The organism is Achromobacter sp. FW305-C-13, assembly GCF_058783475.1.
In genome coordinates, this window is the sequence record NZ_JBYSYN010000002.1 from 1,419,300 (window position 1) to 1,436,680 (window position 17,381).

The 17,381-nt window shown below is 66.4% G+C and carries 21 protein-coding genes; 8 read left to right on the forward strand and 13 right to left on the reverse strand.

Annotation, left to right across the window (positions count from 1 at the left end):
* Positions 1–4 precede the first annotated feature (4 nt).
* Positions 5–1,129: a D-alanyl-lipoteichoic acid biosynthesis protein DltD gene (locus AC3WMU_RS17920; RefSeq protein ID WP_006222761.1), complete on the reverse strand. Its 1,125-nt coding sequence runs from the start codon at positions 1,127–1,129 to the stop codon at positions 5–7.
* Positions 1,130–1,410: 281 nt separating this feature from the next.
* On the opposite strand from AC3WMU_RS17920, the gene mog reads away from it, so the two are divergent.
* The 3 genes from mog to AC3WMU_RS17935 all read left to right on the forward strand — a co-directional run bounded on the left by mog (position 1,411) and on the right by AC3WMU_RS17935 (position 3,321).
* Positions 1,411–2,043: a molybdopterin adenylyltransferase gene (mog, locus tag AC3WMU_RS17925; RefSeq protein ID WP_492282757.1), complete on the forward strand. Its 633-nt coding sequence runs from the start codon at positions 1,411–1,413 to the stop codon at positions 2,041–2,043.
* Positions 2,044–2,107: 64 nt separating this feature from the next.
* The gene (locus AC3WMU_RS17930; protein WP_006222763.1) at positions 2,108–2,446 is read left to right on the forward strand and encodes a hypothetical protein; all 339 of its coding nucleotides are present in this window, start codon (positions 2,108–2,110) and stop codon (positions 2,444–2,446) included.
* A 5-nt stretch (positions 2,447–2,451) separates the two neighbouring features.
* Positions 2,452–3,321, forward strand: coding sequence for a peptidoglycan DD-metalloendopeptidase family protein (locus tag AC3WMU_RS17935; protein WP_492282758.1), 870 nt, complete (start codon positions 2,452–2,454; stop codon positions 3,319–3,321).
* A 3-nt stretch (positions 3,322–3,324) separates the two neighbouring features.
* On the opposite strand, the gene AC3WMU_RS17940 is transcribed toward AC3WMU_RS17935, so the two are convergent.
* From AC3WMU_RS17940 to AC3WMU_RS17960, 5 genes are all read right to left on the reverse strand, one after another.
* Positions 3,325–3,612 carry a hypothetical protein gene (locus tag AC3WMU_RS17940; RefSeq protein WP_492282759.1) on the reverse strand — a complete coding sequence of 96 codons (288 nt, stop codon included), beginning with the start codon at positions 3,610–3,612 and terminating at the stop codon, positions 3,325–3,327.
* A gap of 157 nt (positions 3,613–3,769) precedes the next feature.
* Positions 3,770–4,033, reverse strand: coding sequence for a translation initiation factor IF-1 (infA, locus tag AC3WMU_RS17945; protein ID WP_006221179.1), 264 nt, complete (start codon positions 4,031–4,033; stop codon positions 3,770–3,772).
* Between the two features lie 492 nt (positions 4,034–4,525).
* Entirely contained in the window at positions 4,526–5,065 is a 540-nt protein-coding gene (locus AC3WMU_RS17950) for an SRPBCC family protein (protein WP_280029638.1), read from the reverse strand.
* Positions 5,058–5,423 carry an ArsR/SmtB family transcription factor gene (locus tag AC3WMU_RS17955; protein WP_006222767.1) on the reverse strand — a complete coding sequence of 122 codons (366 nt, stop codon included), beginning with the start codon at positions 5,421–5,423 and terminating at the stop codon, positions 5,058–5,060. The genes AC3WMU_RS17950 and AC3WMU_RS17955 overlap by 8 nt, the downstream gene beginning before the upstream one ends.
* A 52-nt stretch (positions 5,424–5,475) precedes the next feature.
* Positions 5,476–5,907 (reverse strand): GFA family protein, encoded by a 432-nt coding sequence (locus AC3WMU_RS17960; protein WP_006222768.1) that lies wholly within the window; start codon positions 5,905–5,907, stop codon positions 5,476–5,478.
* 207 nt (positions 5,908–6,114) lie between these two features.
* Here AC3WMU_RS17960 and phnC point away from each other — a divergent pair, with 207 nt between their 5' ends.
* The 3 genes from phnC to phnE all read left to right on the forward strand — a co-directional run bounded on the left by phnC (position 6,115) and on the right by phnE (position 8,875).
* Entirely contained in the window at positions 6,115–6,957 is an 843-nt protein-coding gene (gene phnC, locus AC3WMU_RS17965) for a phosphonate ABC transporter ATP-binding protein (RefSeq protein ID WP_454677631.1), read from the forward strand.
* Positions 6,958–7,015: 58 nt separating this feature from the next.
* Positions 7,016–7,999 (forward strand): phosphonate ABC transporter substrate-binding protein, encoded by a 984-nt coding sequence (gene phnD / locus AC3WMU_RS17970; RefSeq protein WP_280029636.1) that lies wholly within the window; start codon positions 7,016–7,018, stop codon positions 7,997–7,999.
* A gap of 81 nt (positions 8,000–8,080) precedes the next feature.
* Positions 8,081–8,875: a phosphonate ABC transporter, permease protein PhnE gene (gene phnE, locus AC3WMU_RS17975; protein ID WP_006222771.1), complete on the forward strand. Its 795-nt coding sequence runs from the start codon at positions 8,081–8,083 to the stop codon at positions 8,873–8,875.
* Between the two features lie 44 nt (positions 8,876–8,919).
* On the opposite strand, the gene AC3WMU_RS17980 is transcribed toward phnE, so the two are convergent.
* The 3 genes from AC3WMU_RS17980 to AC3WMU_RS17990 all read right to left on the reverse strand — a co-directional run bounded on the left by AC3WMU_RS17980 (position 8,920) and on the right by AC3WMU_RS17990 (position 12,303).
* Positions 8,920–9,432 (reverse strand): GAF domain-containing protein, encoded by a 513-nt coding sequence (locus tag AC3WMU_RS17980; protein ID WP_424625165.1) that lies wholly within the window; start codon positions 9,430–9,432, stop codon positions 8,920–8,922.
* A complete protein-coding gene (locus AC3WMU_RS17985; RefSeq protein WP_280029629.1) occupies positions 9,429–10,403 on the reverse strand; it encodes a Bug family tripartite tricarboxylate transporter substrate binding protein in 975 nt (324 codons plus the stop codon). Before AC3WMU_RS17985 ends, AC3WMU_RS17980 begins: the two co-directional genes overlap by 4 nt.
* Positions 10,404–10,467: 64 nt before the next feature.
* Positions 10,468–12,303, reverse strand: coding sequence for a gamma-glutamyltransferase family protein (locus AC3WMU_RS17990; RefSeq protein ID WP_492282760.1), 1,836 nt, complete (start codon positions 12,301–12,303; stop codon positions 10,468–10,470).
* A gap of 109 nt (positions 12,304–12,412) precedes the next feature.
* Between AC3WMU_RS17990 and AC3WMU_RS17995 the strand changes: the two genes are divergently transcribed.
* On the forward strand, positions 12,413–13,357 hold the full coding sequence (locus AC3WMU_RS17995) for a LysR family transcriptional regulator (protein ID WP_427957521.1): 945 nt from the start codon (positions 12,413–12,415) through the stop codon (positions 13,355–13,357).
* Between the two features lie 6 nt (positions 13,358–13,363).
* Here the strand turns inward: AC3WMU_RS17995 and phnN are convergent, their stop codons facing one another.
* The 4 genes from phnN to phnF form a co-directional block, all read right to left on the reverse strand.
* Positions 13,364–13,951, reverse strand: coding sequence for a phosphonate metabolism protein/1,5-bisphosphokinase (PRPP-forming) PhnN (gene phnN / locus AC3WMU_RS18000; RefSeq protein WP_492282761.1), 588 nt, complete (start codon positions 13,949–13,951; stop codon positions 13,364–13,366).
* Positions 13,948–14,691, reverse strand: coding sequence for a DUF1045 domain-containing protein (locus tag AC3WMU_RS18005; RefSeq protein ID WP_492282762.1), 744 nt, complete (start codon positions 14,689–14,691; stop codon positions 13,948–13,950). The genes phnN and AC3WMU_RS18005 overlap by 4 nt, the downstream gene beginning before the upstream one ends.
* Positions 14,692–14,693: 2 nt before the next feature.
* Complete coding sequence (locus AC3WMU_RS18010; RefSeq protein ID WP_427957518.1) at positions 14,694–15,887, reverse strand: alpha-D-ribose 1-methylphosphonate 5-triphosphate diphosphatase; 1,194 nt, start codon at positions 15,885–15,887, stop codon at positions 14,694–14,696.
* Between the two features lie 115 nt (positions 15,888–16,002).
* A complete protein-coding gene (gene phnF, locus AC3WMU_RS18015; protein WP_006222780.1) occupies positions 16,003–16,725 on the reverse strand; it encodes a phosphonate metabolism transcriptional regulator PhnF in 723 nt (240 codons plus the stop codon).
* Positions 16,726–16,909: 184 nt separating this feature from the next.
* Between phnF and phnG the strand changes: the two genes are divergently transcribed.
* Positions 16,910–17,380: a phosphonate C-P lyase system protein PhnG gene (gene phnG / locus AC3WMU_RS18020; RefSeq protein ID WP_280029620.1), complete on the forward strand. Its 471-nt coding sequence runs from the start codon at positions 16,910–16,912 to the stop codon at positions 17,378–17,380.
* Position 17,381 lies beyond the last annotated feature (1 nt).

The window sequence follows — 17,381 nt, forward strand, 5'->3', positions numbered from 1 at the left end:
CCTCTCATGGACGGAATACCTGCGCGATCTTCTGGTTGACCCGCAGCCACCCCAGTTCGCCCAGGTGCTGCACGTCGCGCAGCATGCCGACTTCAAAGGGGGCGCTGTACATGTCCATGCAGGTCATCGCGTAGCGTTGGCACAGCGCCGCCACGTCGCGCTGGATCGGTTCGAAGCGGGCCAGGTCCTTGAAGACCATCGGGTGCAGCGGCTGCATCACGAACAGCGCGTTCACGTCGTGCTGGCGCAGCAGCGCCATCAGGGCCGTCAATTCCCGCAGTTCGTCGCGGCCGGTCAGCGGCTGGGGCTGGTAGGCGGTCTTGCCGCCCTCGGGAATCGAGCGCAGGTATTTATTGAAGAATTCGTCGCGGACCGCGTAGCGGTTGCCGCCCATCTGGCTCTGTTCGGCTTCCTGGGCCTGGCTGGCCAGCGCATCCCAGTCCACCACGCGGGCGGCGGCGGCCGGCCCTTCGCGTTCGCGTTCGGGCACAGGCGCTGCATAGGCGGGCGCCCACAGGTCCACCAGGCGCTGGCGGAACACGTAGGCCTGCTCGGCCACCATGGACCAGGCCACACGGGCGTCCCCCTTGTCGCGCAGCCAGCGCGCGAGCTCCGCCCGGCCTTCGGGCTGCTTGAGCAGGCGGGGCAGCAGCGGGTTGGCGTGCTCCTTGAATTCGTCCGCGCCCAAGCCGCCGTCGCCGTCGAACCACCCGGGCGACAGCATCACGACCACGCGGGAGGCGGGTGACAGATCATCGGCCAGCGCGGCCAGCACCAGTTGCATGCCCAGGGACTGGAAGCCCGAATGGCCATAAGCCAGCACGGGCATTTGCAGCTCGTCGGCCAGATAGCGGTACGGCACGAAGCGCAGATCGTTGCTGGTGAGTTCGGATGACCCCAGGATCACCAGCCGGTCGCCCGTGCGCAGTGCCTGGCTCATCCGCGACAGGTTGCGCGTCTGTTCCTGCAGGGTGTTGCCCAGGTTCGGGATGTAGATCCCCGGGGCCGCCGCGGGCACGGGTTCGGTTTTCAGCGCCAGCGAATGCCAGGCCCACCAGCCGCAAGCGGCGGCGGCGGACAAGGCCAGCGCCGCAGCCAGCGCGTGCTGCCGTAAAGTGCGTGTGAACATGGATGGGGCGGGGCAGGGCGCGATATCGGATTAGATTGTTAGCGGATGTTATCCAGCGCGTATGACCGAAACAAGCGCGCGAAACCGGGGGCAGGGCCAATTCGCATTTTTGCGACAGCCTGAAGCGGGCTGGCCCGGAACGAGAGCGCGCTTCCTCCTGGGAAAGAATGCGATAGCATCGACATCGCGCGGTTCTTCTGGATTTCCATGATTGACCGCGTCAGGCGCCGTCCTTTGGCGCCGAACCCGCCGTTTCCCCACCTTCCCAGACGCTGCCGCCCATGACCACCACGACCCGAATCGCCCGCCGCCATCCCGACGAACTGATCATCGGCCTGGTGTCCGTGTCTGACCGCGCCTCTTCCGGCACGTATCAAGATCAGGGCCTGCCCGCGCTGCGTGAATGGCTGGGGGCCGCGCTGGCCTCGCCCTGGCAGGCGGTGGATCGATTGATTCCGGACGAGTCCGCGCGTATTTCCGAGACGTTGATCGAACTGGTGGACGTCTGCGGTTGCGACCTGGTGCTGACGACTGGCGGCACCGGCCCTGCCAGGCGCGACGTCACCCCCGAGGCTACGCTTGCCGTTGCTACCAAGGAAATGCCCGGTTTCGGCGAACAGATGCGCCAGATCAGCCTGCGTTTCGTGCCCACCGCCATCCTGTCGCGGCAAGTCGCCGTCATCCGCGAAACCCCGTCGCACGCCGCCCTGATCGTGAACCTTCCCGGCCAGCCCAAGTCCATACGCGAGACGCTGGAAGGGCTCAAGGGTGAAGACGGCGCCGTGCTGGTACCGGGCATCTTCGCCGCGATTCCCTATTGCATCGACTTGATCGGCGGCCCTTACGCCGAGACGCAGCCCGGCGTCATCGACGCGTTCCGCCCCAAATCGGCCCGCCGCGCGGCCCAGTCCTGAACGGCTGCTGCGTTATAGTTTTGGCCGCCCCTGTCCACCCCTCCTGCTTGAGAGTCTTACCGTCATGAAGGTTCGTTTCGCCCTGTCCCTTACCGTCCTGGCCGCGTTGACGGCCTGCGCCAATGTCAAAGACGTGCGCCAGCGCGACCCCGTCTTCTACGGTTCGACCCAGCGCACGGCAGAGGACTACACCGCGTGTGTGGCCAGCGCCTGGAAGAGCCAGGGCGTCAACTTCAAGCAGAACGCCGTGCGCAACGGATTCGAACTGGTCCAGGAAGACAGCCTGGGCGTTGAAGCCGTGCTGACGACCACGACCTGGAAGGGCAAGACCGAAACCCGCCTGTCGACGCGCATCGCCCGCCGCGACCAAACGATTATCGAACCGGCGAACCTGTGCCTGTAAGCGCCATGTTCAATCGCCGCGACGTCTTGCGGGCCGGTCTGGCCGCCGCCGCCGTCAGCATCGGGTTGCCCGTGCGCGCGCAAGCCCAGCAAGGCTTTATTTCCCGCAAGCTGAATGCGCCGGTGCCCGGCGGCGTAGCCGTCCTGAGCCTGGGGGACGCCGAACGCGCGCCCGAGGTGAGCTTCCTGGACCGGCGCGTGCTTGTCGTGCGGGAAGAGGGCAAGCAATGGATCGCCGTGGTCGGGATTCCGCTCAGCGTGAAGCCGGGCGAACAGCAGGTGGTGGTCAGCGATGCAAAGGGCCAGCGCAAGCTGCCGTTCAAGGTGGGCGCCAAGGAATACGTGGCGCAGCACATCACCTTGAAGAACCCGCGCCAGGTCGACCCCAACCCGGACGACATGAAGCGGATCGAACGCGAGATGGCCGAGCAAAGCGCGGCCAACCGGACCTACCGGGCCGGCGTCACGCCCAGCAACCTGCTGCTGGACCGCCCGGTCAACGGTGGCCGCCTGTCCAGTCCGTTCGGCTTGCGGCGCTTCTTCAACGGGCAGGAACGCAATCCGCATTCGGGCCTGGACTTCGCGGTGCCGGCGGGCACGCCGATCAAGACGCCGGCCGCAGGCGTGGTCGTGCTGGTGGGGGATTACTTCTTCAATGGCAAGACGGTTTTCGTCGACCACGGGCAGGGCTTTGTCAGCATGTTCTGCCACATGTCGGCCATTGACGTGAAAGTCGGCGACGAGGTGCCGCGAGGCGGAGTGGTGGGGAAGGTGGGGGCGACAGGCCGGGCAACCGGGCCGCACCTGCACTGGAACGTCAGCCTGAACGATGCGCGGGTCGACCCCGCGATCTTCATCGGGGCGTTCAAACCCTGATCGTCAGGCCGTGGCGGTCTGCTGGGCGATCTTGTTCAACACGAACTGGTGCATGCGCTCGGCATACTCCATCTGCTGGCGCACATGGTGTTGCTGGGCTTGCTGCTCATCCAGGCAGTTGTCGTACTTGATCTTGGCTTCAGAATAAGTCAGGCCGGTATTGCGAAGGCTGTTGATGAACCCTTCGCGCGACTGGTTGAGCAGGCGCAGGCCTTCCTCCCCTTTCACGAATTTTCTTCGCGCCAGGGAAAGCTGGTCGGCGGCGGCTTGCAACTCTTCTTTAAGATCCATCTTGCTTCATGCGTATCCCGCCAGACATTGCGCCTGGCAAGCGCGCCATTCTTTCACGAATGGACGTTCAACGCATTACGGCATATCGCGGTTCGGGCTTAAGCCCGCGCGAAACAGGGGCAGGGAGCCGGCCTCGGGCCGGCCCTGGAGCCCTGGCTTAACGGCGGTACTGCTGCGGACGATGCGGCGCGGGAGCGCGTTCGTCCTTGTGACGGAAGTTGATGCGGCCCTTGGTCAGGTCGTAGGGCGACATTTCCAGGGTGACGCGATCGCCTGCCAGGATGCGGATACGGTGCTTGCGGATGCGGCCGGAGGCGTAGGCGCCGACTTCGATGCCGTTGTCCAGTTTGACGCGGTAGCGGCTATCGGGCAGCACTTCGTCAACGATGCCATCCAATTCGATGAGTTCTTCTTTAGCCATTCTCTACTCCTTGATCAATACGCGCAGCCAGGCCGGCGGCATGACGCGCCGCGCGAGGCGGCAAGCGCGTTGGACTCAAATAACCAGGTCCAGCGGTTTGAACGTAAAACGTTCGGGCAAGCGCGGGTAAGGGCCACGGCATCCCTAGTGGATGTCTGAAATGACGGATACTCGCGCAGCGTGGGCAATATGCGCGCGGTGCGCGGCTTGGTCGCGGCACCGTGCAAGCGCACAGCGCCGGAGAAAGCGGGTGGGGGCGATTGTTGCAACGCCGGACGGCACAAGAATGTAGCAGCGCCGTTCGTAATAATCTCAACCAAACCGGGGGCAGCCTGAGTATCTTGGGGGTGACCCGAAGGGATACAGGTTGGCACGCAGAGTGACCGAAGCCCGGTTTTTTGCGGAAAAATCACGGACTTATGTTACTGCAAAGCGCAGCGATTAGCCAGTATTTATCTGCCGCTGCGCCGTGATAGTTGCTACTGAACGACTCTAGCCCCCGGGGATGCGCGCCTGGTAGTCGGCTTCCCAACGGTGGTGCGCCGACCAGAACGGGCCGGGTTCGCGCCCTTCGAGCTTGGCCGAGAGCACGCCCAAATGGGTGTGCCAGCCGCCCGCCACATCGACCATGTCGTCGCGCGAGTTCAGCTTGCGGTGCGTCAGCACCAGCAGCGTGCCCTCGCCTTGGGGCGACAGTTCGAACGTGACCTCCGACGGTTCCCCCTTGGATCCGCCCCAGGTGAATGCCAGCAGCCGGGGCGGCTCGCAGCGGGTGACGATGCCATGGGTCGTGACGCCGTTCTCGTAAGCCTTATAGGGTTCCGGCGTGGGTTCGGCGACCGACGACAGATTGGCGTGCACGAAACGCAGGGTCACGCCGCCGCCTTCGCGCAGTTCCATGTCACCGGTGGCCAGCCAGCGGCCCCGCTTTTCGGATTCGGTCAGGAACGCCCATACGGTTTCCACGCTGGCGGGAAGCTGGCGGGTAAAGCGCAGGGTCGTGGGATCCAGGACGACGCCGTGATCACTCATGTTGCTCTCCTAGGGACGGGGGCGGGGCGGGATGGGACGCCAGCGCAGAGGCCAGCGCATCCAGTCTGCCCGCCCAGAACTGTTCATAGAAACGCAGCCATTCCATGGCCTCGGCCATGGGTTCGGGATTCAGGCTGCACACATGGGTGCGGCCATGGATGGTGCGCCGGATCAGGCCGGCGCGTTCCAGGGCCTGCACATGCTTGGAGGCACCGGCAAAACTCATGCGCAGGGGCGCTGCCAGCTCTCCGATGGTCTGATCCCCTTGTGCCAGGCTGCGCAGCATGTCACGGCGCGTGGGATCGGCCAGCGCGCGAAAGACGGCATCCAGAGCGGGAGCGGGGATAAGTTCAACCATAAGGTTGAATATAGACCGGCGCCTGGAGATATTCAACCACTCGGTTGAGTTTTTATGTAACGGCCTCTTTGCTGGCTTCGCCTACCCCCTGGAATTCATGGGGGTACTGCGGCAAGCCGTCCGTGATGTCGAACCAGGGCGCCTTGTCGGCCACGTGGCAGTGCGCGGTGGGCTTGACGCCCGGATCGTCGTCCAGCGCGCCCAGGGGCAGGCCGTAGGTATCCGGCGTCTGGTCGAAGCGGCTGAGCAGCGGCGTGCCGCAGGCCTCGCAGAAGCCGCGATAGTTGCCAGGCGACGAGGCATACCAGGTGACGTGGTTCTCGCCCTTCGTCCATTGGAAATCGGAGGCTTGAACCGACGCTCGGCTGCGGAAGGCGGCGCCGTGGGACTTGCGGCACATGACGCAATGGCAATTCAGGGCGTCGGTGAGAGGGCCGTTGATCTCGTAAGCAACGCGGCCGCACAGGCAGGAACCTTTGATCATGATGAGCGCCAGGCAAGTGGGGAGAACAATTCGAATATACCCGCGCTGCAAGGCCACGCAACGCGCGCGCCGGGCCATTTATGACGGAGGTCTTTCAGTCTGTTGCTGACCCCTTATTTTCTGGCAAATGATTCGATCCCCAGGTCATCGCGCTGTCATGCGGCGAAAACAGAATGCCGCAATGACCACAGACAAGGGGATCAGACGATGACGTACGCCATCGAAGTGCACAACTTGAGCAAGACGTTCCAGGCCGGGGCCAAGGCGCTGGACAACGTCAGCCTGCAAGTGGCCGACGGGGAAATGGTGGCTTTGCTGGGCGCATCCGGCTCGGGCAAATCCACGCTGCTGCGCCACTTGGCGGGCTTTGTCGCCGGCGACGCGGGCCAGGGCAGCGTCAAGGTCAATGGCCAGCAGATCCAGCAGAACGGCCGCTTGAGCCGCAATGTGCGCGCTGCGCGCGCCGGCATCGGTTTCGTGTTCCAGCAATTCAATCTGGTGGGCCGCCTGCCGGTCATTACCAATGTCCTGACCGGCATGCTGCCGCGCGTGCCGCTGTGGCGCAGCCTGACCCGCTGGTTCCTGCGCGCCGAAGTACGCCAGGGCCTGGACGCGCTTGCCCAGGTTGGTATAGACGACTATGCATTTCAGCGCGCGTCGACGCTCTCGGGCGGCCAGCAGCAGCGCGCGGCGATTGCCCGCACGCTGGTGCAGAACGCCCGCGTGATCCTGGCCGACGAACCCATCGCGTCGCTGGACCCGGAGTCGTCGCGCCGCGTCATGGACACGCTGGCCCAGATCAACCGCAGCCGCAAAGTGGCGGTGGTGGTGTCGCTGCACCAGGTCGACGTGGCGCTGCGCTATTGCCCCCGCGTGGTGGCGCTGCGCCACGGCAAGGTGGTCTATGACGGCCGCGCCGCCGACCTCACCCCGGAAATGCTGCGCGACCTGTACGGCTCCGAACTGAGCGAGCTGCTTCCCGAATATTCGTCCCACGCGCCGTCCATGCCGGGCCTGGCGCCGCTGTCCCAGCTGGCGCAGGCGGCCTGAGGCCGCCTTCGCCTTCATTGTCCCGACCTCTCTGCCCCTACATACCCCGGAGTCATCCATGCTACGCAGAACCTTCGTCACCCTGATCGCCGCCGCCGCGTTGTCCACGCAGGCCTACGCGCAAGACGCCAAGACGTTGAACTTCGGCATCATCTCGACCGAGTCGTCGACCAACCTGAAGTCCGTCTGGCAGCCCGTCATCGACGACCTGAGCCGCGCCATCGGCGTGCCGGTCAAGCCCTTCTTCGCGTCGGACTACGCGGGCATCATCGAAGGCATGCGCTTCAACAAGGTGCAGTTGGGCTGGTTCGGCAACAAGTCGGCCATCGAAGCCGTGGACCGCGCCAAGGGCGAGGTGTTCGCCTCGGTGATCGACAAGGATGGCAACCCCGGCTACTGGTCGCTCCTGATCGTCAACAAGGACAGCAACCTGAAGACGCTGGACGACGTGTTGAAGAACGGCGGCAAGCTGAGCTACGGCGCGGGCGACCCCAACTCCACGTCCGGCACTGCGGTGCCTGGCTACTACCTGTGGGCCGCCAACAAGATCGAACCCAAGACCTTCTTCAAGACGGTGCGCGCCAGCAACCACGAAGCCAATCTGCTGTCGGTCATCAACAAGCAGGTGGATGTCGCGGTCAACAACACCGAGGCGCTGGAACGCTATCGCCTGAACACCGGCAAGGATGCCAACGACAGCGTGCGCGTGCTGTGGAAGTCGCCGCTGATCCCGGCGGATCCGCTTGTCATGCGCACGGACCTGCCTGCCGACCTGAAGGGCCGCATTCGCGACTTCTTCGTCAACTACGGCAAGGGCAAGGACGCCGAGCGCGAAATGGCCAACCTGAAGGCGCTGACGTATCAGGGCTTCCGCGCGTCCGACAACCAGCAGCTCGTGCCGATCCGCCAGATCGAACTGGCCCGTGAAAAGGCCAAGGTCGAAGCCGACAGCACGCTGGGCCAGGCTGAAAAGCAGAAGCAACTGGCGGAACTGGATGGCAAGCTGGCCAGCCTGGGCCAGCCCGCCTCCTCCAAGCAGTAAGCCTTGCCGCAACACGCTGGCGCGTCGCCTGACGCGCCAGCGCCTGACCTCCGAATGCCTTCCAGCGGATCGCCTTTCTCCATGAACCTAGCCACCCATCCCTCCCGCCTGCCTGCCGCGCCGCGCTCGTCGCTGCCGGTCCTTCTTGTCTGGGCCGTCGTGCTTGCGCTGCTTGTCATGTCGTGGCGAGGCGCGGACATGCGGCCTCTGGATCTGCTGCGCGACTCGGGCAACATGGCCCAGTTTGCCGCCGACTTCTTCCCGCCCAATTTCCGCGACTGGCGCATGTACCTGGACGAAATGATCGTGACGGTACAGATCGCCGTGTGGGGCACGTTCCTCGCCATCGTGGTGGCCGTGCCGCTGGGCCTGCTGTGCTCGTCGAACATGGTGCCGGCCTGGGTCTACCAGCCGATGCGCCGCCTGATGGACGCCTGCCGCGCCATCAACGAGATGGTGTTCGCGATGCTGTTCATCGTGGCCGTGGGCCTGGGCCCCTTTGCAGGCGTGCTGGCTTTGTGGGTCCACACGACGGGCGTGCTGGCCAAGCTGTTTTCGGAAGCGGTTGAAGCCATCGACCCGCGTCCGGTCGAAGGCGTGCGGGCCACGGGTGCGAACGCGCTGGAAGAAATCGTCTACGGCGTGATCCCGCAAGTGCTGCCGCTGTGGATCTCGTATTCGCTGTACCGCTTCGAATCGAACGTGCGCTCGGCCTCGGTGGTGGGTATCGTGGGTGCGGGCGGCATCGGAACCGTGTTGTGGGAAATCATCCGCAGCTTCCGTTACGCGGAAACCTGCGCGGTGATGATCATCATCGTGGCGTTCGTGGTCGTGATCGACATGCTGTCGTCCCGCATACGCCGGGCGTTGATCTAGCTATACTGGCCCGCCGCTGCTGCGGGCCAGTATCGCACTGCGCCCTAGCTTGCGGCGCGCAGCGCCAGGAACGCCGGCAGCGCCAGCAGGCCGGCCAGGCGGGCGTGGTCGATGTCCGCTTCCGAGACCTTGGCGCGTGGCATCAGGAAGTTGACGGTACCCAGGCATTCGCCGCCGTAGATGACCGGGATGTTGATCACCGATTGCAGCCCCAGCTCTCGGATCGCGTCGTGGTCGTTGAAGAATTCGCGTATCGCCGCTTCGCCTTCGCCCACGAACACGCGGTGTTCAAGCAGGACGTGGCGGCCCCAGGGCGTGCCGCTCTTGTCCTTGCTGCCGCCGGGCGGATAGGCCTGCGGATTCGAGCTGTACAGGCGCACGACGCGCATGGCGTCGGCGTCGTAGCGGTTGACGGTGCACAGCGCGTGGCCGAGCGCGGTGCGGGCGTGGGCGTCGATGGCCTGCAAGGCGGCCACCGCATCGGCGGTGGCGTAAGCCCGCGCGACCGCCTGCACGCCTGCCGGCGCGGGTTGCTGCAAAGTCGCGTTGCCCATCATTCCGCGGTGATCCCCAATTCCTTGATCAGCTTGCCGTACTTGTCCGCGTCGCGCGTGAGGATCTGGCCGAATTGCTCCGGCGTGGTCTCGGTCAGCAGCACGCCCATGTCGCCCATCTTCTTGATGACGTCGGGGCGCTTGAGGATCAGGTTGATCTCGCGGTTCAGGCGCGCGGTCAGTTCGGGCGGCATGCCGGCGGGGCCGAACGCTCCGTACCAGACCGACAGCTCATAACCCGGCAGTGTTTCGGCGACCGTAGGCACGTCGGGCAAGAGCGGCGAGCGCTTTTCCTCGGTGACGGCCAGCAGTTTCAGCTTGCCCGTCTGCACGTGCGGCAGCGTCTGCGTGCCGGCGCTGAACAGCACCTGCGTGCGGCCGGCCACCGTGTCCAGCACGGCCGGTGCGCCGCCGCGATAGGGGATGTGCATCATCTTCACACCGGCGGCTTTCTCGAACAGCGCGGCGCTCAGGTGGTTGGTGGAGCCTTGGCCCGCGGACGCGTAGGCGACCGTGTCCGGGCGCTCTTTCACGTAGGCGATGAATTCCTTCAGGTTGGTGGCGGGCACCGACGGGTGGACCACCATCGTGTTGGTCACCAGCGCCAGTTCAGCGATGGGCGTGAAGTCCTTCACGCCGTCGAACGGCATGTTGGAGTACAGCGCCTGGTTCATGGTGTGGGTGCTCATCGAGCCCACCAGCAGCGTGTAGCCGTCGGGCTTGGCGCGGGCCACGAAGGTCGTGCCGATGTTGCCCGAGGCGCCCGAGCGGTTTTCGACGATCACGGACTGGCCCAGCGACTGGGTCAGCCCCTCGGACAGCACGCGCGCCAGGATGTCGGTGGAGCCGCCCGCGGCCCACGGCACGATCAGCGTGATGGGCTTTTCCGGCCAGGCTGCCTGGGACAGCGCGGGCGCGGCCAGCGCCAGGCCGAACGCGCATGCGCGCAACAGTCGTTTGAATCGCAGTGTCATGGTAATTACCCCTTGTGCAAGTGCCGGTCTGGACGCCGGCTGGAATGGAACTGGTTGATGAAGATCATCGGCCGACCGCATAGCCCTGCATGCCGCGCGGATTGGCGCCGGCGCGCAGCAGCAATGCGCCGTCCGCTGCGGGTTCGCGTGTGCAGGCGCTGATGCGGCCTTCGGACCACGCGGGTCCGACCTTGACCTCGTGGCCGGCATCGCGCAGCGCCTGGATGGTGGTTTCAGGCAAGCGGGACTCGACCGTCAGGCGATTCAGCGTCAGCGTGCGCGGCCAGAACGAACCCGGGAAGTGGTCGATGTGCCAGGAAGGCGCGTCGATGGCTTCCTGCAGGTTCATGCCCATCGCATGGCGCAGGAAGAACGCCACGGTCCATTGGTCCTGCTGGTCGCCGCCCGGTGTGCCGAACGCCATATAGGGTTGCCCGTCGCGCAGCACCAGGCCGGGCGACAAGGTGGTGCAAGGGCGCTTGCCCGGCTGCAACTGGCCCGCTACGCCTTCGTCCAGCCAGGTCATCTGCAGGCGGGTCGTCAAGGGGAAGCCCAGCCCCGACACGACCGGGCTGGACGACAGCCAGCCACCCGAAGGCGTGGCGGCCACCATGTTGCCGTCGCGGTCGATGACGTCGATCTGGCAGGTGTCGCCCACGAAGATTTCGCGGGCGGCCCATTCCGCCACCGGCGGCAGGGCTGCAAACGTAGGCTCTCCTACGCCGAAGCGGATGTCGGAGGCAGCCAGCGTGCGATCGGCGGCGGCCAGGTCGGGCAGGCGGGGCGCGATGCCGGCGGGGCTGCCCGGTTGCAGTGTCGTGGACGCCCTTGAGCCGATGCCGGCGGCGCGTTGCTGCGCATACGCGTCGCTGAGCAACGCGGCAAGCGGCACCTGCACGAAATCAGGGTCGCCATACCAGGCGGCGCGGTCGGCGAAGGCGAGTTTGGCGACTTCAGCGATGCGGTGCACGAATTGCGGCGATGTGGGGTCCAGGCCGTCAACGCCCAAATGCCGCAGCATCGCCAACTGTTGCAGATGTACGGGCCCTTGCGACCAGACGCCGCATTTGGCGACGGTGTAGCGGCCGTACTGCGTGGTGGCGGGTTCGTCGTAAGTGGCGCGCCAGTCGGCCAGGTCGGCTTTGCGCAGCAGCCCGCGGTTGAGTTGGCCGGTGGTGTCGCGGACGGATTCCTGGGTGTAGTAGGCGTCGATGGCGTCGGCGACGAAACCACGGTACCAGCCATTGAGCGCCGCATCGATGCGGCCGCGGCGGTCGCTGCTGGCGGCATGCGCCTCGTCCAGGATGCGGGTGTAGGTGGCGGCGATGGCGGGCGTGCGGAACAGAGTGTCGGGCGCGGGCACGCGGCCTTCGGGCAGCCAGACGTCGCGGGAAGTGGTCCATTCGTCGCGGAACAAGGCTTGCACGGCCAGGATGGCCTGCGACACGCGGGGCACCAGCGGAAAGCCGTTGCGCGCGTAGTCGATGGCCGGTTGCAGCACGTCGGCCAGTTCCCAGGTGCCGTAGTCGCGCAGCAGGGTGAGCCAGGCGCCGAACGCGCCGGGCACGGTGGCCGGCAGCAGTCCGATGCCGGGTACCTGTTCCACGCCCAGGTCGCGGAAGTAGGCGGGCGTGGCCAGGGCGGGGGCGGGCCCCTGGCCGCAGAGCGCGCGCATGCGCTGTTCGCGTTCGCTCCAGAACAGAATGGGCACTTCGCCGCCCGGCCCATTGAGGTGCGGTTCCACGATCTGCAAGGTGAAGCCGCCCGCCACGGCGGCGTCATAGGCGTTACCGCCGCGCTCCAGCACGCCCATCGCGACTTGCGAGGCCAGCCAGTGCGTGGACGACACGACCCCGAAGGTGCCGCGGATTTCTGGACGGGTGGTGAAAGAGTCGCTCATTTGACGGTAACTGGCGGCGAGGGAAAGTGGATGGAAGTATAGGATCGAGAAATAACTTGATTTAGCTTTGTTGGCATAATTGAATAACCATTTGGTTATAGAGAAATCCATGAGCTGGGATGCCGCCCGACTGGCCAACCGCCTGAAGCACCGCCACCTGGCGCTGTTGACCAACATCGCCAAGCATGGCTCGCTGACCCGGGTGGCCGCCGCCACCGGCATCAGCCAGCCCGCCGTCACCAAGGCGCTGGCCGAGCTGGAGGACATCTTCGGCGCGCCGCTCTTCCTGCGCAGCGGGCGCGGCCTGCAGGCCACGCCGCTGGGAGAGCTGGCCCTGCTGCGGGCGCGCCACATGCAGAGCGATCTGGACCTGTGGGCGCGCGAAGTCGAGGCCCTGCATGCGGGCCGTTCCGCGCACCTGAACGTGGGCGTGGTGCCGTACGTGTCCAGCGCCTTGCTGACGGCTGCCATCAGTCAACTGCATCAAGGCCACGGGGTGACGCTGACCCTGCACCGCGCCACCACGGATCATCTGGTGCCGATGCTGCGCCGGCATGAGCTGGACTGCATCATCAGCCGCGCGACGTCCACGGTGGCGCTGGACGATCTGATGCACCGGGTGCTGTACCACCAGCGCCCGCGCCTGATCGCGCACAGCCGCCTGGCGCAGCGCCTGGCCCGGCGCGCGCCGGACTGGCCCGCCGTGGCGTCCATGGACTGGGTATTGCCGGCGGCCAACACGCCCACGCGGCAACTGATCATGGAGCACTTCATCCGCGCCGGGCTGCGCCCGCCGTCGCCGGTGCTGGAGGCGTACTCCACCGACGTGATCGAAGGCATGCTGACGATGAACGAGGCGCTGATCTCAGTCGTGCCCGAAGACATCGCGCGGGAACTCTGCCAACGCGGCAAGCTGGGCATGGTGCCCTGGGACTTCGGTTGGGAGCTGCCGCCCATCAACCTGATCCGGCGCAAGCGCGAGCAGCCGCTGGCGGCCGAAGAGCGTTTTTCGGAGATCTTGCTGGAACGTTGCGGCAGCCCGCCGAAGGCCTGAGCCGTACTAGCGGGCCAGTTGTTCCCGCGCGATCGTCAGCAAGGCGGCGGCAGCCGATTCTGGCGCGCCGTTATTGCTGACTTGCGCCAGCCGGCACGCTTGCGGCACGGCAAAGGCCTGCGTGGCGCGCGATAGCCGTTGCGCGATCTGCTCGGCGCTTTCGCGCCCGCGGCCCGCCAGGCGGCGCGCAAGCAGGGCGGGATCCACGGTGACTTCCACGGCCGTCAATGCCGGATAGCGGGCATGCGCCGCTTCGAGGTGCGCGCGCGACCCGTTGATGATGACGGCCGCGCCGCAAGCCAGCCAGGTATCGATTTCGATGCCGATGCCGTAGTGCAGCCCATGGCTGGCCCAGCGCAGCGCGAAGCAGCCCAGCGCCGCGCGGCGGGCGAATTCTTCGGGGGTCAGGCGCAGCGCGTCTTCGGTGTCGCCGCTGTCGCGGGTGATGTAGCGGTGCGCGACCAGGACGGGTTCGCCGTCTTTTAGATGGGCGCGCAGCAGCCGCAGCAAGGTGTCCTTGCCGCTACCCGATGCGCCCATCAGGTAGATCAGCCGCGCGCCGTCGGCGGGCGAGGCCGGAGCCGGTCGGTTCATGGCGCGGGCGGCCCTTGCAGGTAGTCCGCGCCGACGGCGTCGGTGTGCGTGCCGTCGAAGTGGTAGTGGCGCGCCGCGACGAAATCGGCGCCGGGTTCGGGCTGGACGTAGACGCTGATGCCGGGCACCGCCATGGCCTGTCCGCGCAACGGATCCGCAAAGGCGGCGATGCCGCGTTGCGCCTGCTCCAGCGCATCGCCCGCCAGCTTGCCGGTCAGGGTGATGTGGAACGTGTAGGTGTCGAACACGTAGGGGTAGCCCCAGCGCGCCAGCATGGCCTGCTGTTCGGGCGGTAGCGATTGCGGCTGGCGGCGCGCGATTTCCTCTGGCGTGGGCGGCGCGCGCAGGTCGTCCAGGCCGCGCACGGCGGCGTCGGCCAGGGCCTGTATACGGGCCTGGCCCTGCGTGTCGGATTCCGCGATGCGCCAGGCGAGAAAGCCGCGCAGCGTTTCGCATTCGAGTTCGACTTCGAAGGGGGCGATGCCGCCGGCCAGTTCCCGCGCGGCGGCGTCCACCGCTTGCGGCGTAGCGCCTGCCCGCAGGCGGAAGGGCGGCTTCAAGGTGGCGTGCAGGCCGTAATGGCGCGGCGCCTCCGTCCAGGCGCGGGCGGACTCGGGCTGGCCGGGCGGGGGCGTCAGCGGCGCGCCGGTATCGGCGCAGCGGCCCAGCCAGCGGCTGCCATGTTCGCGCCACGGGCCGGTGGGCGCCAGGTACAAGGCGTAGCGATGGGCGAGCGGCATGGTCAGGCCGCCATGCGCAAGCTGTTGTCGTGGCCGAATACGCGGGTCGCGTAGCGCAGTTCGCCGCCGACAATGGCGGCGACCACGCGCGGCAGTCCGGCCACCTGATCGTCCACCACGATGGCGTCGGCGATCAGGCCCGGCGTCAATGCGCCGCGGTCTTTCAGGCCGGCGGCGCGCGCAGGGTTCATCGACACCAGATTCCAAGCTTGCGCCAGCGGCAGCACGCCGTCATGCACCAGCCGCATGACGGCGGCCAGCGGGGCGGGGTAGTAGTAGTCGGACGTCAGGATGTCGCACAGGCCGTCGCGCACCATCTCGGTGGCGCTCGGCGCGCCGGTGTGGCTGCCGCCGCGCACCACGTTGGGCGCGCCGAAGACGACGGAGTTGCCCAGGTCGCGGGCGACGCCGGCGGCTTCGCGGGTCAGCGGAAACTCCGCGACGCCGCAGCCCAACTGATGGTAGTAGCGGCGCGTGGCGGCGTCAGGGTCGTCGTGCGAGGCCACTTTCAAGCCGGCCGCCTGCGCGCAGGCGGTGAGTTCGCGCATGGCATCGGCCACGGAGTCGGCGGCGGACATCGCGGCGCGGATGCGTTCCTGGAAGGTGTCCAGGTCGCATTCGGCGCGGCTGGCGTATTGCATCAGCTTGCGGTCATCGCCCAGGCGGCGCGCCATACTGGGCAGGTGGTCGTTCAGCGCCAGGAAGCGCACGCGGCCGTCGCGGATCCACTGCTGGGCCAGATCGACACCGCCCACGTGGTGGGTCTCGAAGCGCAGGTGCACGTAGTGCCGCGCGCCCATCATGTGTTGCATGCGTTCCAGCGCGTCGAACATGCGCTCGGCATAGGCCTCGCCGCGCAAGCCGCCTTCCCAGGACAGGGTCACGCCATGGAATTCGGTGGTGATGCCGTTGGCCAGCAGTTGGCGGTCGACGTCGAACAGCGCGCTGTCATAGGGGAAGGTGACACTGGGCCGGGGCATGATGGCGCGCTCGAAGGCGTCGCCATGCAGATCGACGATGCCGGGCAGTACCAACAGGTCGCCGGCGTCGAACCAGGGGGCACCACGGGCGGGCGTGGCGCCGCTGTCGTCGATCAGCCCGCCATGAAAGCGCAGACTGGCTTGTTCGACGCCGCGCGGCGTCAGGATGCGTTGGCCTGTGACACCGGCCAGGGGCGAGGGGGCGTGTGAGTTCATGGTGTGACGTTATCGATTCTGCATGACAACCAGATGTCTAGATGTGTGTTGTTGCTTTCAAACCCTTGTCGTACCCATCGCCGCCGGCGTTTCCCGGCGGCGATGGCCTGGCCGTCTAGCTTTCGTCGGCCACCATCAACTGCACGAGGTCGCCCACGAAGCGCGTGATGCTGTATTGCAGCGGGGCGCCTTCCTGGTCCACGTTCAGCGCTTCCACCTGAAGGATTGGCCGCGTCTTGGGCTGGCCCAGCAGGCGGGCGACTTCGGGCGTGGGCAGCGCGGCGGTGATGCGCGACCATTTGCGCGTGTAGTCTCCGATGCCGTAGTGGGCATAGACCTTGGACACCGAACGCAGCGCGGTCAGGCGGTCCGCGAAGTCCGGAAAACGCTTTTCGTCGAAGAAGTGTTCGGATGCGCTGATCGGGCGGTTTTCAGCCTTGCCGACCATCTGCACGCGCAACAGCGGCGCCGAGCGGGCCAGCCCCAGATGCTTGGCGATGTCGGCCGCGCGCAGCGTTTGGCTGCCCAAGGCTTCCAGGTGGCCCAGCACGCCCTGGCTGCGCAGGTTCTCGGAAAAGCGCGTGCGCTTGCCGATGGCGTAATCGATGGCGTGTTCCTGCACGAAGGTGCCGCGTCCCTGTTCGATCCGGACCAGGCCGCTTTGCTCGAGCTCGCCCATGGCGCGCCGGATGGTGTGGCGATTGACGGAAAACTTGGCGGCCAGCTCCGGCTCGGACGGCAGTTGTTCGCCTGCCATGTAGAGCTTGTTGCGGATGTCGTCCGCCAGGGACTCGCCGATTTGCCGCCAGACGGCGATGCCGGAACCTCTTTCAACCATAGGGTGCGCTCGTGCTGTCACATCAGCTTCATGAAGAATGGCTGTGATTGTGCCTGATGCGGAGGCCGCAGGATAGGCGGTGCACAGATGCCGCAACTGTCATCAAAAATTCACGCCAGGCTGTTGAACTTGGAATTCGGAGCGATCATACTTCATCCAGTCGTCTAGACGTGTAGAGGAAATAATGGATCACTCACTAGCAGGACAGGACGCGGCCAACGCCCAGCGCGCCGCCTGGATGCGCGTGCTGTCGCTGGCCAGTCCGGCCGCGCTGGAAGGGGCCTTCAGCGCCCTGGGCCACTTGCCGGCGCACCAGATGTTGCGCCCGGCGCAGACGGGCATGGCCATGGTGCGGGCGCGCAGCGGCGGCACGGGGGCGCGCTTCAACCTGGGGGAAATGACGGTGACACGTTGCGCCGTCACGCTGGGCGATGGCGTGGTCGGCGTGGCCTATGTGCAGGGCCGATCGTTGCGGCACGCCGAGCAAGCCGCCGTGGCCGATGCGCTGCTGCAATTGCCGGACTGGCACGACACCGTGCAGGCGCACCTGATCCAGCCGCTGGCGCGCCAGCATGCCGATCGGGTCGAGCGCCAGGCGCAGGTGGCGGAGCAGACCAAGGTGGAGTTCTTCACGATGGTGCGAGGCGAGGACTGAC

Excerpts from the sequence above, each read along its gene's own strand:
- AC3WMU_RS17920 (WP_006222761.1), bottom strand. The coding sequence starts at position 1,129 with ATGTTCACACGCACTTTACGGCAGCACGCGCTGGCTGCGGCGCTGGCC.
- mog (WP_492282757.1), top strand. The coding sequence starts at position 1,411 with ATGACCACCACGACCCGAATCGCCCGCCGCCATCCCGACGAACTGATC.
- AC3WMU_RS17930 (WP_006222763.1), top strand. The coding sequence starts at position 2,108 with ATGAAGGTTCGTTTCGCCCTGTCCCTTACCGTCCTGGCCGCGTTGACG.
- AC3WMU_RS17935 (WP_492282758.1), top strand. The coding sequence starts at position 2,452 with ATGTTCAATCGCCGCGACGTCTTGCGGGCCGGTCTGGCCGCCGCCGCC.
- AC3WMU_RS17940 (WP_492282759.1), bottom strand. The coding sequence starts at position 3,612 with ATGGATCTTAAAGAAGAGTTGCAAGCCGCCGCCGACCAGCTTTCCCTG.
- infA (WP_006221179.1), bottom strand. The coding sequence starts at position 4,033 with ATGGCTAAAGAAGAACTCATCGAATTGGATGGCATCGTTGACGAAGTG.
- AC3WMU_RS17950 (WP_280029638.1), bottom strand. The coding sequence starts at position 5,065 with ATGAGTGATCACGGCGTCGTCCTGGATCCCACGACCCTGCGCTTTACC.
- AC3WMU_RS17955 (WP_006222767.1), bottom strand. The coding sequence starts at position 5,423 with ATGGTTGAACTTATCCCCGCTCCCGCTCTGGATGCCGTCTTTCGCGCG.
- AC3WMU_RS17960 (WP_006222768.1), bottom strand. The coding sequence starts at position 5,907 with ATGATCAAAGGTTCCTGCCTGTGCGGCCGCGTTGCTTACGAGATCAAC.
- phnC (WP_454677631.1), top strand. The coding sequence starts at position 6,115 with ATGACGTACGCCATCGAAGTGCACAACTTGAGCAAGACGTTCCAGGCC.
- phnD (WP_280029636.1), top strand. The coding sequence starts at position 7,016 with ATGCTACGCAGAACCTTCGTCACCCTGATCGCCGCCGCCGCGTTGTCC.
- phnE (WP_006222771.1), top strand. The coding sequence starts at position 8,081 with ATGAACCTAGCCACCCATCCCTCCCGCCTGCCTGCCGCGCCGCGCTCG.
- AC3WMU_RS17980 (WP_424625165.1), bottom strand. The coding sequence starts at position 9,432 with ATGATGGGCAACGCGACTTTGCAGCAACCCGCGCCGGCAGGCGTGCAG.
- AC3WMU_RS17985 (WP_280029629.1), bottom strand. The coding sequence starts at position 10,403 with ATGACACTGCGATTCAAACGACTGTTGCGCGCATGCGCGTTCGGCCTG.
- AC3WMU_RS17990 (WP_492282760.1), bottom strand. The coding sequence starts at position 12,303 with ATGAGCGACTCTTTCACCACCCGTCCAGAAATCCGCGGCACCTTCGGG.
- AC3WMU_RS17995 (WP_427957521.1), top strand. The coding sequence starts at position 12,413 with ATGAGCTGGGATGCCGCCCGACTGGCCAACCGCCTGAAGCACCGCCAC.
- phnN (WP_492282761.1), bottom strand. The coding sequence starts at position 13,951 with ATGAACCGACCGGCTCCGGCCTCGCCCGCCGACGGCGCGCGGCTGATC.
- AC3WMU_RS18005 (WP_492282762.1), bottom strand. The coding sequence starts at position 14,691 with ATGCCGCTCGCCCATCGCTACGCCTTGTACCTGGCGCCCACCGGCCCG.
- AC3WMU_RS18010 (WP_427957518.1), bottom strand. The coding sequence starts at position 15,887 with ATGAACTCACACGCCCCCTCGCCCCTGGCCGGTGTCACAGGCCAACGC.
- phnF (WP_006222780.1), bottom strand. The coding sequence starts at position 16,725 with ATGGTTGAAAGAGGTTCCGGCATCGCCGTCTGGCGGCAAATCGGCGAG.
- phnG (WP_280029620.1), top strand. The coding sequence starts at position 16,910 with ATGGATCACTCACTAGCAGGACAGGACGCGGCCAACGCCCAGCGCGCC.